At 41.8% G+C, this 15,317-nt stretch carries 16 protein-coding genes; 4 read left to right on the top strand and 12 right to left on the bottom strand.

Translation table 11 applies throughout. The features are described 5' to 3' along the window. Positions 1–98 precede the first annotated feature (98 nt). The 3 genes from V7Z64_RS06665 to V7Z64_RS06655 all read right to left on the bottom strand — a co-directional run bounded on the left by V7Z64_RS06665 (position 99) and on the right by V7Z64_RS06655 (position 3,005). Positions 99–1,469 carry a sucrose-specific PTS transporter subunit IIBC gene (locus V7Z64_RS06665; protein ID WP_297990669.1) on the bottom strand — a complete coding sequence of 457 codons (1,371 nt, stop codon included), beginning with the start codon at positions 1,467–1,469 and terminating at the stop codon, positions 99–101. Between the two features lie 182 nt (positions 1,470–1,651). After that, complete coding sequence (locus tag V7Z64_RS06660; RefSeq protein ID WP_297990670.1) at positions 1,652–2,482, bottom strand: PRD domain-containing protein; 831 nt, start codon at positions 2,480–2,482, stop codon at positions 1,652–1,654. Between the two features lie 40 nt (positions 2,483–2,522). Then, positions 2,523–3,005 (bottom strand): PTS sugar transporter subunit IIA, encoded by a 483-nt coding sequence (locus tag V7Z64_RS06655; protein WP_003397122.1) that lies wholly within the window; start codon positions 3,003–3,005, stop codon positions 2,523–2,525. A gap of 208 nt (positions 3,006–3,213) precedes the next feature. On the opposite strand from V7Z64_RS06655, the gene V7Z64_RS06650 reads away from it, so the two are divergent. Continuing rightward, positions 3,214–4,443: a PucR family transcriptional regulator gene (locus tag V7Z64_RS06650; protein ID WP_297990671.1), complete on the top strand. Its 1,230-nt coding sequence runs from the start codon at positions 3,214–3,216 to the stop codon at positions 4,441–4,443. 120 nt (positions 4,444–4,563) lie between these two features. Further along, positions 4,564–5,694, top strand: coding sequence for an alanine dehydrogenase (gene ald, locus V7Z64_RS06645; protein WP_297990672.1), 1,131 nt, complete (start codon positions 4,564–4,566; stop codon positions 5,692–5,694). 39 nt (positions 5,695–5,733) lie between these two features. On the opposite strand, the gene V7Z64_RS06640 is transcribed toward ald, so the two are convergent. The 3 genes from V7Z64_RS06640 to V7Z64_RS06630 all read right to left on the bottom strand — a co-directional run bounded on the left by V7Z64_RS06640 (position 5,734) and on the right by V7Z64_RS06630 (position 7,973). Further along, the gene (locus V7Z64_RS06640) at positions 5,734–6,456 is read right to left on the bottom strand and encodes an amino acid ABC transporter ATP-binding protein (protein WP_297990673.1); all 723 of its coding nucleotides are present in this window, start codon (positions 6,454–6,456) and stop codon (positions 5,734–5,736) included. Then, positions 6,453–7,106, bottom strand: coding sequence for an amino acid ABC transporter permease (locus V7Z64_RS06635; RefSeq protein WP_003397130.1), 654 nt, complete (start codon positions 7,104–7,106; stop codon positions 6,453–6,455). The genes V7Z64_RS06640 and V7Z64_RS06635 overlap by 4 nt, the downstream gene beginning before the upstream one ends. Before the next feature lie 66 nt (positions 7,107–7,172). After that, positions 7,173–7,973 (bottom strand): basic amino acid ABC transporter substrate-binding protein, encoded by an 801-nt coding sequence (locus V7Z64_RS06630; RefSeq protein ID WP_297990674.1) that lies wholly within the window; start codon positions 7,971–7,973, stop codon positions 7,173–7,175. 264 nt (positions 7,974–8,237) lie between these two features. On the opposite strand from V7Z64_RS06630, the gene pflB reads away from it, so the two are divergent. Then, positions 8,238–10,496, top strand: coding sequence for a formate C-acetyltransferase (gene pflB, locus V7Z64_RS06625; RefSeq protein ID WP_297990675.1), 2,259 nt, complete (start codon positions 8,238–8,240; stop codon positions 10,494–10,496). A gap of 49 nt (positions 10,497–10,545) precedes the next feature. Further along, positions 10,546–11,274, top strand: coding sequence for a pyruvate formate-lyase-activating protein (gene pflA, locus V7Z64_RS06620; RefSeq protein WP_003397135.1), 729 nt, complete (start codon positions 10,546–10,548; stop codon positions 11,272–11,274). An 8-nt stretch (positions 11,275–11,282) separates the two neighbouring features. Here the strand turns inward: pflA and pgmB are convergent, their stop codons facing one another. From pgmB to V7Z64_RS06590, 6 genes are all read right to left on the bottom strand, one after another. Continuing rightward, a complete protein-coding gene (gene pgmB, locus V7Z64_RS06615; RefSeq protein ID WP_297990676.1) occupies positions 11,283–11,948 on the bottom strand; it encodes a beta-phosphoglucomutase in 666 nt (221 codons plus the stop codon). Then, the gene (locus V7Z64_RS06610) at positions 11,941–12,657 is read right to left on the bottom strand and encodes a TrmH family RNA methyltransferase (RefSeq protein ID WP_442885071.1); all 717 of its coding nucleotides are present in this window, start codon (positions 12,655–12,657) and stop codon (positions 11,941–11,943) included. Before V7Z64_RS06610 ends, pgmB begins: the two co-directional genes overlap by 8 nt. 18 nt (positions 12,658–12,675) lie before the next feature. Then, a complete protein-coding gene (gene ybaK, locus V7Z64_RS06605; protein ID WP_003397138.1) occupies positions 12,676–13,158 on the bottom strand; it encodes a Cys-tRNA(Pro) deacylase in 483 nt (160 codons plus the stop codon). Positions 13,159–13,288: 130 nt separating this feature from the next. Beyond that, positions 13,289–13,702, bottom strand: a complete 414-nt coding sequence (locus V7Z64_RS06600; RefSeq protein WP_297990678.1) for a hypothetical protein — start codon at positions 13,700–13,702, stop codon at positions 13,289–13,291. Next, positions 13,703–14,389: an ABC transporter ATP-binding protein gene (locus V7Z64_RS06595; RefSeq protein ID WP_297990679.1), complete on the bottom strand. Its 687-nt coding sequence runs from the start codon at positions 14,387–14,389 to the stop codon at positions 13,703–13,705. It abuts the gene before it with no gap. Positions 14,390–14,393: 4 nt separating this feature from the next. Next, positions 14,394–15,317: ABC transporter permease (locus tag V7Z64_RS06590; RefSeq protein ID WP_334109811.1), on the bottom strand; the 924-nt coding region annotated here is incomplete at its 5' end.

Below are 15,317 nucleotides of genomic sequence, written 5' to 3'. Positions count from 1 at the left end.
TTCTGGGGAGTTGCAAGCCCCCGCTTCAAGCGTTAGCTAAGTGGGGGTAGTTGACCGTTATTCCCTCCTACAAAAAAAGGCGAGTATTCGCTCGCCTCTTATTCTTCTTTAAATCCTAATATCCATGTTGCCACAAACGCTGTACCGACAGCAATCGCAAAACCGATTAAATAATTTATTAAGTTCGTCATCCCCATTGGTGCGACGATCGCAATCATTGGGATGCCCGTTAATCCATATGCATTGGCGACAACGTTTGTAAATACAACATACGCTCCACCAGCCGCTCCACCAATTGCTGCTGCAATAAACGGCTTTCGATATTTTAAGTTAATCCCAAAAATAACAGGCTCAGTAATGCCGAGAAAAGCGGAAAATGCAGCTGGCAAAGCGATTTCCTTCGTTTTCGTCCGTTTTGATTTTAAAAATACAGCCAAACCTGCTCCACCTTGGGCAACGTTTGCCATTGACCAAATAGGCAATAAATAGTTTTTACCAATATCGGCAAGCAAACCAGCTTCGATAGCATGGAAGCTATGATGCACTCCTGTGATGACGATCATCGAATACAAACCACCGAAAATAAGACCTGCCAACGCCCCGCCTGTATCATATACAAAATTTAACGTTGTTGTAATACCTTTCCCTACGATGTTTCCAAGTGGGCCGATTACTAAAATAGCAGTAAAGCCTGTTAAAATGACAGTCACAAATGGCGTGACAAGTAAATCTACTGCATGCGGAACAACTTTTCGTAAACTTCTTTCAATTTTGCTCATGACATATGTCGCAAGTAAGATCGGAATAACAGTTCCTTGATACCCGATCATGGCGATATCAAAGCCGAGGAAATGCAAATACTCTGGTTCAGCACTTCCTAATCCCCATGGATTTAATAAAGTTGGATGGGTCATAATTCCACCAATAACTGCTCCTAAAAACGGATTTCCACCAAATTCTTTGGCAGCACTATAGCCAATTAAAATTGGCAAAATGATGAAAGCAGCGCTTGAAAACATGTCCAACAATACAATCCAGGCGCTATCAGGTGCTACCCAATTAAACGCTTTCATCATACCAAGTAATCCCATCAATAAACCGCTAGCTACAATGGCAGGGATAATCGGAACAAAAATATTAGACAATGTTTTCGCGAGCCGAGCAAGCGGATTCATTTTTTGCTTGACTGCTTCTTGGTGCACATCAGCACTTACGTTTTGTAAACCTGCTTCTTTGACAAACTGTTCGTATACTTTGTTGACAACACCTGTACCAAAAATAATTTGATACTGACCGGAGCTAGAAAAAGCACCTTTCACCCCATCTAATTGTTCAATAGCTTCGTGGTTCACTTTTGTTTCGTCTTTTAAAACAAGACGAAGACGAGTTGCACAATGAACAGCGCTAATGACGTTTTCCTTCCCGCCTAGCAACGAAACGAGTTGCTCACTAATTTGTTCGTAATTCATATTCACCCCTCCTGTTATTATATGGAAAACAAAAAGACCTAAAACGTACATACGAATGCCGTTAAGCTTCGTCGTACATTTTAGGTCTTGCCTGCAAAGCAGTCACAATCCTACATCATTCAATTTTTATCCGCTTTCATTTTAACTTGTTATTCAATTTAAGTCAATATACAACAAATATATTATTTTGTAGTTAGACGTTGGATATGCAACGTAATATAAGCGAGTTCCGTCACAGGAAATTCGATGCCGTATTCTTTTTTCGCATATTCAGCCATCGCCATCGCACATGCAAATTCTTTTTCGTACTTTTTTTGAATAAGCGCTAACATGTCTGGGTCCATAGTATGAAACAGCTCACCATTTTCTATTCGATTAAGCGCAAAACGTAAATGGGTAACAAGCCGCTGATAAGATATGCTTTCTTCATCAATATGAATGCGTAACGTTTGCTTCATGAAATCAATCATTTCACGAATTAAAGTCGTTTGCTGTAACGTTTTATTCATACTGGCTGCGTCCATTTTCGCGGTATGAATGTGAAGCGCAATATGGGCAACTTCATCATCCGGAATGTCAATACCGAGACGCTCGCGAATAAGCTGCTTTGCCCAAAGACCAATTTGGTACTCTTTCTTATACAGCACTTTAATTTCATTTAACAATTTATTTTGAATTTGATACCCTTGCTGAATGCGTTCAATCGCAAACGACAAATGATCCGTTAATGCAATGTGAATGTGGTTATTCAACGGTGCCTGCAGCTGTCCTTCTGCATAGCTAATAATTTCTTCGGCAATATCGATATGTTCTTCAGGAAGAGTACGCAACAACTCTTGGAATTTTTCGTTTTCTTCTTCCATCACAAAAATTTTCTCGATTTTCGCACGAGGTACGATGTCGTTTTTCTTTTTTTGAAATGCAATACCTGGTCCCATTACAATTTTTTCTTGACCCTCATCCAATACAACGACGGCGTTATTATTTAAAATTTTATGAATTCGCAACGTCATCTTCGTCCCCTTAGCGATCTATTTCGTTATATCACTTATATTACTTCAAATGTACTTTCATTAAAACGGTCTTTCCTCTTTCCACTTGTTCCACATGTTCCCAACCATACTCTTTCACCGCATCCCCGTTCGTTATGACTACAGGAGTAAGATCGCTTTTCGCCTTTTGTTGCACAAGCGATACATCAAACGACAAAAGCAAGTCACCAGCCTTCACACGCTCTCCCGCTTTCACATACGCTTCAAACCCTTCCCCTTGCATATGAACAGTATCGATTCCAACATGTATAAGAATTTCTAATCCTCCCTCTGAACGCAAACCTACTGCATGTTTCGTCGGGAATACTTGTACGACTTCTCCATTGACTGGTGAAACAACAACACCGTCTATTGCCTCGATCGCCAAACCCTCTCCCATCATCTTTTGGGCAAATACAGGGTCTGGAACATCATCGAGCGGTCGTACATTTCCTGTTAACGGGGCGACAATCGTTTCCTCACGTTTACGAAGCCATTTAAACATTTGAAATATCCCCCTTACAAAGAATTATTTGGATAAAAACAAAAGACCTAAAACGCAAGGAAGACACGACCCTCCCATCCGTTTTAGGTCTTGCCTGCTTATGCAGTCACAATCCTACGGTATTTAGCTTCTTCTTATAAGTTAAAGTAAGCTCTTTCATTTGTCAATATGCTACAATAATCATAAGACAACATACGAAACGGAGTGGATGTTTGTGAACCCTTTTGCCACTCATTTTGACAGCTTAGAGGAGTTTGCCGATCGTGTGAGCGAACTATTACAATGTCCGATTACAATTGAAGATGCAAACCATCGCTTAATGGCTTATAGCGGACATGAACATTACACTGATCCCGCCCGCACAGCGACCATCATTCACCGACGCGTACCAGAGCGGGTCATTAACAGTTTATGGCGTGAAGGAGTGATTCCAAAGCTTTTGCAAAGCGAACAACCTGTCCGTGTGACACAAATTTCAGAAGTAGGACTTGGCAACCGCATCGCCATTTCAATTTGGAAAAATAAAGAGGTTCTCGGATTTATTTGGGCAATTGAAATGGATGAACCTTGGACGGAACAACAATTCGATGTATTAAAACAGGCGGCAAAAGCGGCAAAAAATTTATTGTTGCAAGTGCAAATTCGGAAGCATAAAAAAGAAGAGCGCATTCAAGAATTTTTTTGGAAGCTATTAACCGGACACTTTTCGTCTCCGCACGATATTGTTGAACAATGCAACGAATTAAACGTACACGTATATCCGTTTTTTGCTGTTGGCATTTTTCAATTTCAACAACATATTCAAACGCAAGTGGAAAGACAAATTGATTACTTATTAAAGACGACACAACAGCTTGCCGTGCCGCTCTATACGATCGATCATCAACGGCTCATCGTGCTTGTCGCCCCAAGTTCGAACGTCTACGGTGAAGCGCATATTGAACGGTTTTTCCGTTCGTTTATGACGCAAATGAAAGAACGTTTTCGCGTCGACATTGTAATGGGGGCTTTCGGGAACGTATACGAATGTTATACGAACATCGCTAAAAGCTACGAAGAAGCACAAACCGTATTAAAAATGAAGCGCGCATTTCCTCATCAACTTGCCGATGTTCAAAGTTACCAACATCTCGGCATGTATCAGTTTTTCGATTTACTTTTTGAGAAAAAGCGACATGGGGATTTCCACAACGCTGCGCTCAACAAACTGAAACAATACGATGCTCAACATCATACAAACTTAGTCGAAACGATCGAAACGTATCTCGATCACGACAGCAATGTGAACGAAACGGCAAAAGCGCTCAATATTCATCCAAATACGCTTGCTTATCGGCTAAAGCGAATTAGCGAAATCGGACATATCGATTTAAGCAATATGAGTGAAAAAGTAAAACTGTACGTTGATATGAAATTAGACAAATATCGAGCAACATAGCTTTTGTGGAAATCCACAAAAGCTCGTTTTTTCTTTCTCCTTTCTTAACAAACAACAAGTGATAAAAAACATTTATACTGTAGATAATACGAAAAGACAACTTGAAAGGGGAAACAGCACATGATTATTGGTGTTCCAAAGGAAATTAAAAATAACGAAAATCGCGTAGCCATTACACCTGCTGGCGTCATGTCGTTCGTCAGCAATGGACATACTGTATTAATTGAGAAAGATGCAGGGATTGGAAGCGGTTTCACAAATGAAGCGTACGTGAGCGCAGGGGCACAAATTGTTGAGCGTGCCGCAGATGTATGGGCGCAAGCGGATATGGTTATGAAAGTGAAAGAGCCGCTACCAAGCGAATACGAATACTTCCGTCCAGGATTAATACTATTCACATATTTACACCTTGCTGCTGAGCCTGAGTTAGCGCGTGCACTTAAAGAAAAAGGTGTCATTGCGATCGCTTATGAAACGGTACAAGTTGGTCGCACGCTACCGCTCTTAACTCCGATGAGCGAAGTGGCGGGACGTATGGCAGCGCAAATCGGTGCCCAATTCCTTGAAAAAACAAAAGGCGGAAAAGGTATTCTTCTTTCCGGCGTTCCAGGCGTTAGCCGCGGAAAAGTAACGATTATCGGCGGTGGAGTCGTTGGAACAAACGCTGCCAAAGTGGCAATCGGCTTAGGCGCAAACGTAACAATTATCGACTTAAGCGCCGAACGTTTGCGTGAACTTGACGATATTTTCGGAAGCCAAATTAATACGCTTATGTCTAACCCGATGAACATCGCGCAAGCTGTCGCCGAGTCCGACCTTGTGATCGGTGCCGTATTAATTCCTGGAGCGAAAGCGCCAAAACTTGTGACAGAAGAAATGGTAAAAGAGATGCAACCAGGCTCTGTCATCGTTGACGTAGCAATTGACCAAGGCGGCATCGTTGAAACGAGCGACCATGTGACGACACACGACAACCCAACATATGTGAAACACGGCGTCGTTCACTACGCGGTAGCAAACATGCCAGGAGCTGTTCCGCGCACATCAACACTTGCGCTTACAAACGTGACAATGCCGTACGCATTGCAAATCGCAAATAAAGGGGTACACAAAGCGGTTGCCGACAACCCTGCATTACGCCTCGGTGTAAACGTCGCAAACGGAGAAATCACATACGAAGCTGTCGCACGCGACCTCGGTTACGACTACGTTCCGGTTGAAGTAGCTTTGGAAAAACAACTATTAGCATAAAAAAACAAAAGGTGTCCTGACAAACGGGACACCTTTTTCCTATAACACTTTGGATAAAAACGACTTCGTTCGCTCATGTTGTGGTGCATCAAAAATTTGTTGTGGCGTTCCTTCCTCTACGATCACTCCACCGTCCATAAAGAGAACACGATCCCCAACTTCACGCGCAAATCCCATCTCATGCGTCACGACGACCATCGTCATTCCTTCTTTCGCCAACTGCTTCATAACCGCAAGCACCTCACCGACCATTTCTGGATCAAGGGCAGATGTCGGTTCATCAAACAACATCACTTTCGGTTCCATCGCAAGCGCACGAGCGATCGCGACCCGCTGCGCCTGTCCGCCCGATAAAGAGTCCGAATATACGTTCGCCTTATCTTGCAAACCGACTTTGGCAAGCAATTGTAGCGCTTTTTCTGTCGCTTTTTCCTTTGGCCATTTGCGCACTTTCATCGGAGCAAGTGTAATGTTATCAAGCACCGTCATATGTGGAAATAAATTGAATCGTTGAAATACCATTCCTACTTCTTCGCGCACTTTATTTAAATCCGTTTTCGGATCTTTTAAATGGAATCCATCGACGATAATATCGCCTTCATCGAAATCTTCAAGCATGTTTAAACAACGTAAAAATGTCGATTTTCCTGAACCGGAAGGACCAATGACAACGACAACTTCTTTTTCACGAATATGCACGTCAATTCCTTTTAACACATGTAGCGATCCGTACGATTTTTTTAAGTTGGTCACTTGAATCATGCATCATACCTTCTTTCTAACCGGTGTAACAGCTTGCTTAGCGAAAGAGTGAGAATTAAATAAATAAGGGCAACAGTTAAGTAAGGCTCCCAAACGCGATAATATTGACCTTGCATCGCCCGTCCCCAATACATTAGTTCAGGTGCTGCAATGATAGCCGCAAGTGACGAGTCTTTAATAAGGACGATAAATTCATTGCCAAGCGGTGGGATCATTCGCTTAATCGCTTGCGGTAAAATGATGTAGCGCATCGCTTGTACATGTGTCATACCGAGCGAGCGAGCTGCTTCCATTTGACCACGATCGATCGATTGAATGCCGGCCCGGAAAATTTCTGCGATATACGCAGCTGCGTTTAACGATAAAGAAATCGCCCCTGATACGAGCGGATTCGGCTGTGCTGTAAACATCGGCATGACACCGAAATGAATAAGTAAAATTTGTACAAATAGCGGTGTTCCACGGAAAAAATGAACGTACCAATCAAACGGAAGACGAATGAAGCGGTTTTGAACCATTTTTCCAAGCCCAATTACTAACCCGAGCATCGTCCCAAAGACGATACCGACTAATGATAGGCCGATCGTCCACAATACCCCTTTAAGAAAGAACGGCGCATATTCAACTACAATATCAAAACGAAAATCCATATGTCTCACCTTTCCCTTTGAAAAAATTGCGTAACTGGAGACAGTTACGCAACTTTTACGTCCATGTTATTGCTGTTGTTGTAATGATTCAATATTCGGTTCTGTGCCAAACCACTTTTTATAAATTTCTGCATACGTGCCATTTTCAATGACTTTTTTCAACGCTTCGTCTACTTTTTGTTTGAGCTCGCTACCTTTCGGGAACATAAAACCGTAAAATTCGGATTCAAAATGATCTGGATCTTCAAACGCTACAATTTTAGCATCCGGATTATTTTTTACGTATTCGTTCGCTACCGCATTGTCCGTCACAACTGCTTCCACACCGCCATTTAATAAATCCATAATCGCAACGACCGTATTCTCAAACTTTTTAATGTTTTTATTCTCTTTTCCTAAAATTTTTTCAACTGCTTCTTGTCCAGTTGTACCATTTTGGACCCCGACTACTTTTCCTTGTAAATCTTTTGCGCTTTGAATTGAACTTCCTTCTTTCACAAGAATCATATGTGTTGATTCAAAGTAAGGAATAGAGAAGTCGTATGTTTTTTTCCGATCGTCGTTAATCGTAATGCCCGAAACAGCCATATCTGCTGTTTTCCCTTGAATAGCCGCAAACAATGGATCCCAGCCGATATTTTTTAATTCATATTCTAACCCTGCTTCTTCCATGACTGCTTTTAATAAGTCGACATCAAATCCGACAATTTCCCCTTTATCCATATATTCAAACGGGGCAAACGCTGCATCTGTTACAACGGTAATTTTCTTTTCTGTTGTTGCCGTTTTTTCTGTCGAACCGCCGCATCCGACAAGCGCAAACATAAGTGTAAAAACAAGTGTTGCAATCATTCCTTTTTTTATCATTGTTATTCCCCCTTACTATTTGCTGTAAAATAATAAATACTTGTGTATAAACATGTTATGCTCCTCATGTTTCACATATTATCAGCTTTTTTGTTTTTATGCAACAAATTTTATAAAAATAATTTTTGGAAAAATCTTTATTTTAAAAAATGTTTTCGTTCAATCTTTCACAAATTTTTCAACACTTTATTCTCCCGCGCGTGTAATAAAGTAGTATTCTTTATATAGGGGGTACTATTCCTTAATGATTGGGAGGAGATTATGATGGCGCTACTTACTGTGAATGAAGCGTTAACGGACGCATGGAGAACGTTTAAAGGTGATAAGTGGAAAAAAGAAATTGACGTTCGCGACTTTATTTTAAATAACGTAACCGTTTACACAGGGGATGAATCGTTTTTACAAGGTCCAACTGAAGCGACAAAAACACTTTGGGAACAAGTGATGGAACTTTCAAAACTTGAACGCGAAAAAGGCGGCGTTCTCGACATGGATACAGAAATTGTATCGACCATCACGTCGCACGGACCAGGCTATTTAAACAGGGAACTTGAAAAAGTTGTCGGTTTTCAAACAGATCAGCCATTTAAGCGAGCGCTCATGCCATTTGGGGGCATTCGCATGGCGGAGCAGGCGTGCGAAGCTTACGGATATGAAGTGAGCGATGACGTAAAGAAAATTTTTACTCAATATCGTAAAACGCATAACCAAGGCGTATTTGACGTGTATACGGACGAAATGAAAGCGGCACGTAAAGCCGGAATTATTACAGGACTCCCTGATGCATACGGACGCGGCCGCATTATCGGAGACTATCGCCGCGTTGCTTTATACGGCGTTGATCGTTTAATTGAAGAAAAGAAAAAAGACTTACGAAACACAGGTGCGCGTACAATGAGCGAAGACATTATTCGTCTCCGCGAAGAACTAGCAGAGCAAATTCGCGCCCTCCAAGAACTAAAAGAAATGGCTGCAAGCTACGGCTACGATATTTCAAAGCCGGCGCGTAACGCACATGAGGCGTTTCAATGGCTATACTTTGCTTACCTCGCTGCGATTAAAGAACAAAACGGTGCAGCAATGAGTTTAGGTCGCGTTTCTACGTTTTTAGATATTTATATCGAACGCGACTTGCAAGAAGGGACATTAACAGAAAAAGAAGCACAAGAGCTCGTTGACCATTTCGTTATGAAGTTGCGCCTCGTCAAATTCGCGCGAACACCAGAATATAATGAGCTATTTAGCGGCGACCCAACGTGGGTAACCGAGTCGATCGGCGGTGTCGCGATTGACGGCCGTCCGCTTGTGACGAAAAACTCGTTCCGCTTCTTGCATACGCTCGACAACTTAGGGCCTGCACCGGAACCAAACTTAACGGTGCTTTGGTCCACACAATTGCCAGAAGCGTTCAAAAAATATTGCGCGAAAATGTCGATTCAAACAAGTTCTATCCAATATGAAAATGACGATTTAATGCGCCCTGAGTTCGGCGATGACTACGGCATTGCGTGCTGCGTATCCGCCATGCGCATCGGCAAACAAATGCAATTTTTCGGCGCGCGCGCAAACCTTGCGAAAGCATTATTATATGCGATTAATGGCGGCGTAGATGAAAAATTAAAAGTGCAAATCGGTCCAGAATTTGCGCCAGTCACATCTGAATACTTAGATTACGATGAAGTGATGCGCAAGTTTGATAACGTCATGGAATGGCTTGCTGAATTGTATATTAATACATTAAATGTCATCCATTACATGCACGATAAATATTGTTATGAGCGCATTGAAATGGCGCTCCACGACACACATGTCATGCGCACAATGGCAACGGGAATCGCCGGCCTTTCTGTTGTCGCCGACTCATTAAGCGCAATGAAATATGCAAAAGTAAAAACGATTCGCGACGAAAACGGCTTAGCTGTCGACTTTGAAATTGAAGGCGACTTCCCGAAATACGGTAACAACGATGATCGTGTAGATTCGATTGCTGTCGATATTGTTGAGCGCTTTATGACAAAATTGCGCAAACATAAAACGTATCGCGATTCAAAACATACAACATCGATCTTAACAATCACGTCAAACGTCGTCTATGGGAAAAAGACAGGAAATACACCTGACGGCCGTCGCGCGGGCGAACCGTTTGCACCTGGCGCTAACCCATTGCACGGCCGCGACACAAAAGGTGCGCTTGCATCGTTAAGCTCTGTTGCAAAATTACCGTATGAATATGCATTAGATGGCATTTCAAACACGTTCTCAATCGTGCCAAAAGCGCTTGGTAAAGATGATGCAACACGCGTTCAAAACCTTGTGGCCATTTTAGACGGATATGCTAAAAAACGCGGTCACCATTTGAACGTCAACGTCTTTAACCGCGAAACGTTGCTCGATGCGATGGAGCACCCAGAAAAATATCCGCAGCTCACCATCCGCGTATCAGGCTATGCGGTGAACTTTATTAAATTAACACGCGAACAACAAATTGATGTCATTAATCGGACGTTCCATGAAACAATGTAATGAAAGCTCCCACACGATGTGGGAGCTTTCTACCTAGGAGGAAAACAACATGAACGGATTTATTCATTCGATCGAGTCATGCGGAACAGTGGATGGTCCCGGTATTCGCTACGTCATTTTTACACAAGGCTGTTTATTGCGCTGCCAATATTGCCATAACGCAGATACGTGGGACATCGGCAAAGGAAAACAAATGTCGGTCGAGGAAATTATTGCTGACGCTGAAACGTATTTGCCGTTTATGCAAGCATCCGGTGGTGGGATTACAGTAAGCGGTGGGGAACCGCTTTTACAAATCGACTTTTTAATTGAGTTATTTCGTCGCTGTAAACAGCTTGGTATTCATACAACGATCGATTCGTCTGGAGGATGTTACTCGACAGAAGCATCGTTCCAGCAAAAACTGAATGAATTGCTTCAATATACAGATTTAATTTTGCTTGATTTGAAACATATCGATGAAAAAAAACATCGTAAACTAACAGGAAAAACGAATGAACATATTTTAGCGTTTGCGCGCCTATTATCAGAGCGAAACGTACCCGTTTGGATTCGTCATGTGCTCGTTCCAACCGTCACAGACGATGAGGAAGATTTACGTCGCTTAGCTGCATTCATTCGCACGTTAGACAACGTCGAAAAGATTGAAGTGCTTCCATATCATCAACTCGGCGTATACAAATGGAAAGCACTTGGACTTACGTATCCGCTTGAAGGCATTCCAACGCCATCAGAACAACTTGTTGAAAAAGCAAAACAAATATTAGGAGCAAAATAAGCTGGTCGTCATGGACCAGCTTTTTGCATAAATTTTACTTTCAACTCATCCCATGCCAATTGCTCCGTCCGTTGTACGAGCCAGTCCGAAGATAAGGATGCCAAATGATCCCCGATACCGACGGAAAACATATTTGTTTGCTTAATCGCCTTCATCCCTGCCTCACCGTCTTCAACGGCAACACAAAAGCGCGGATCGACATAAAGATGTTTAGCGGCCGTTAAAAAGATTTCTGGATCGGGCTTCATGCGCGTAATTGTTTTTACGTCGACGATGACGTCAAAAAATGAACACACACCGAGCCGCTCAACAACTACACTTGCATTTGAACTTGACGATGCGAGCGCCATCGGGACACCGTCGCGCTGAATGTCGCGAAGGAGATCTATCATTCCCGGCAACACGTCACTTGGCGACAATTGCTCGATCAACTCACGATAATATTGACCGCGCCGGTCGCCAAGGGCTCGCTTTTCTTCTTCCGACCATTCACGCGCCTTTTCCCCAAGAAGCGCCTCAACCATCGCCTGTCTGCTCATACCTTGCAGCTTTTGATTGAGCTGTCGATCAAAGGGCACTCCGATTTCATCGGCGACGCGTTTTGTCGCGATATAGTACAGCTCAACCGTATCAGCAATGACGCCATCTAAATCAAAAATAACAGCTTTAATCATTGCGTCCCCCCATTTTACTTTCCACCATTTTTCTTAGTCGTGGGCTAAGTGAAAGCTTCATCCAATGTTCGTATATTTCTTTCTTTTCCGCTAACGACAGATGATAGCGCTCGTTCACCACTTGTTTCGCCCGCTTCGTCACATCGTAAAGAGAAATAGCTGCTGCAACGGAAATATTGAAACTTTGCACAAATCCATTCATCGGAATGACGAACTTTCCATCTGCCAAAGCAAGCGCCTCTTCTGATACGCCACGATGCTCATTTCCGAACAAAAGCACTGTCGGTTTCGCTACGTCAATTTGTTCAAGCGGAATTGTTCCTTCTCCTAAATAGCTCGCATATACTTGATAGCCGTTTTGTTGGAGATGGCGAATTGCCCGCTCAATCGATGAATGTTTATGCACGGTTAACCATTTGTCCGCATGTCGCGTCACCCATTTATTCGGTTCAAATGGAGCCGCTCCGATGACGACATGAACGTCTTGAATACCGAACGCTTCCGCTGAACGCAACACGGCTGCTTGATTGTGTGGGTCGTCTACCGCTTCCGTCAAAATGGTAATATACCTCGTCCGTTCGCTTAACACATCGTACATTCGCTTTAAGCGACTTGGCAAAATCATTTCCCAAAGCAAGCGATTGTCGTCAGTTAACAATCCTTCTTCTATACGTTGTACTAGCCATTGCTGTTCTTCCTCTTTTGCCATTCGCATGCGACAACCCTCCTACGCTTTAATGACATGTGCGGTTTTCCCATTTGTCAACTTTAATAAGTCTTGAACAGAAAGCTTCATTTGCATGCCAATTTTTCCTGCGCTCACAATGATTTGCTCGTGCGCAAGAGCTGATTCGTCAACATACGTATCGTACATTTTTTTCATCCCAATTGGTGAACAACCGCCGCGCACATACCCTGTCATTTTTTCAATGTCTGCCACAGGCAACATATGCACGCTTTTTTCTCCAACAACAGCCGCCGCTTTTTTTACATGCAACTCCGCTGCGACAGGGATGACGAACACGTAAAGTTGTCCGCTCGTCCCTTTTGTCACAAGCGTTTTATATACAATCTCTTCACGTTGTCCAATTTTTTTCGCAACCGATCTCCCATCAATTTGCCCATCGGCATAGTCATAAGTGAGCAATTCATATGGCACACGTGCGCGATCGAGCATGCGCACAGCATTCGTCTTCGTTTGTTTCACCATCCGTCCCTCGCTTTCCCCTATTAGTGTACCATAAACAAAAAGAAGGGACATCCTTTACGGGACGCCCACTACATCAGCTTGTATACGATATAAACTTGTTTCATATCAAAATTATATATCCAAAAACATCTTATCTCCGACCACCTTGAAACACCAATATATACTTTCCATTTGTATCTTTGTTTGTATAATATTTCGCCTTCCATACCCCTTTTTGTGGTGCTACATTCAACTGCTTGCTTAACGGTTGTGCAATCGTTACTTCCCCCCGATCGACAACATTTCCTTTTGGATCATACAGTTCATATATTAAACTGCCGCCTTTGAGCTGGATGCGATGATCAATATGCAACTTTTCATACTTTATTTTATTTACCTCAATAGTTGCTTCGAAAACACGATATTTTTCCTCATACTGTTCAGGTAAAAATAACCCTTCTGCAGATGATTCAAATGTCTCTTTGTATATGAATGTGTAATACAGCATACTTAACAAAACAACAAATGTAAGACTGCCGAACAAAAACAACAACTTCTTGCCCATCTACACTACCCCCTTCCTCTTATCTAGCTGAATGCACCCATCACTAAGATAGATCATACGATTAGCATAAGAAGCTATTTTTTCATCATGTGTAATGACAATAATACATTTCCCCTCTTCATTCATTTGTTGAAGAAGCTCCATTACTTGCTGTCCATTTTGACGGTCAAGCGATCCTGTCGGTTCATCAGCTAAAACGATGTCCGTTTCTGCTACCATTGCCCTTGCAATAGCAACTCGTTGTTTTTGTCCTCCCGACAATTTAGAGATATTTTTTTGTCGCAAATGAAAAATACCAAGCTTGTTTAAGTAATATTCAACTTTTTCTCTCCTTAATTTTTTTTGCATGTTTCGTTTTAGTAATGGAAGTTCAACATTTTCAAATACAGTAAAGTTCGTCATTAATGCGAAATGTTGAAAAATGAAACTAAGCTTTTTGTTACGAATATCGCTTAGCTGTTTGTCATTTAAATTCGTTACATCTTTCCCTTCAAGCCGATATACCCCTTCTGTTGGAACATCCATACATCCGATAATATTTAATAAAGTCGATTTCCCTGAACCAGAAGGACCCATAATTGCAATAAACTCCCCTTGTTCAATTTGTAGGCTCACCTGATTCAACGCCTTCGTTGCATATTCATCCTTACCATATATTTTTGTTACATTTTGTAATTCAATGAACATCTATCTATCCCCCTTCCACCAAATTGCGCAATGCTAATTTATTTACACTCCAAAGTGGAATCAACGAAGATATTAAAATGATAAAACATGAAACAACCATAATTTTCACGTACAACGACCAGGTGAACGCTTGTAATCGAATATTATGTTCAAAAAATGTATTGTTCCATTCTGTCCAATAGCTTAGCATAACACCAATAATGGCTGAAGTGACCACAATTAAAGATAATTCCATCACAACCATTCGCCCGATATCGTGCTTACTTGCCCCCGTCACCATCATAACCCCAATGTCGTATTTACGCGCTTGGATAGAAGATATCGTCACAGAAATTACCCCAATAAGCGTAACAGCAACGAAAAACAATCCTACCGTAAGAGTAAATCGTACGCTTTGTTTTGTATTATTTTGGTAATCTTTCATCTCATTAGAAATTGTTTTTACTGTCGGATAAATACCAAGCTCTTGCCCTTTCTGTTTAATTATTTTTTTAACGTATGGGAAATCCTTCTTATCGGATAGCTGCAAAAATAGATTGTTTAGCCGTACCGCAACATCCATTGCTCTTCCGTCTCTTTCCTCAGGAAAATATGGAGCGACAAAAAAACGATCCAGCTCATTAGCATAATCAATAAGATAATCATTCGCGGATAACCATTTCGCCCCTTTTTCCAATATCCCAACGACTTCGTATGTAACAAAAAACGCATTCTCTCCTAAACCAGCTAAAGCTTGAAATCGATCGCCAATGTGAAATACATTGTGATAACCATATCCTATTAAAATTGGAATTACATCTTTATTTGTTTTCTCAAAGTCCTTTTTATTTAGTTTTCTTCCTTTCAGTAATTGAAACTTTGAAAACAGACGATATATTGTATTTGATAATCTAAAATTGAGCCACTTTTCAACGGTTCGATCACATAA

Origin of the sequence: Anoxybacillus sp. (assembly GCF_036834105.1) — a bacterium.
GTDB lineage: Bacteria > Bacillota > Bacilli > Bacillales > Anoxybacillaceae > Anoxybacillus.
This window is presented reverse-complemented; position numbering and strand designations above follow the sequence as displayed.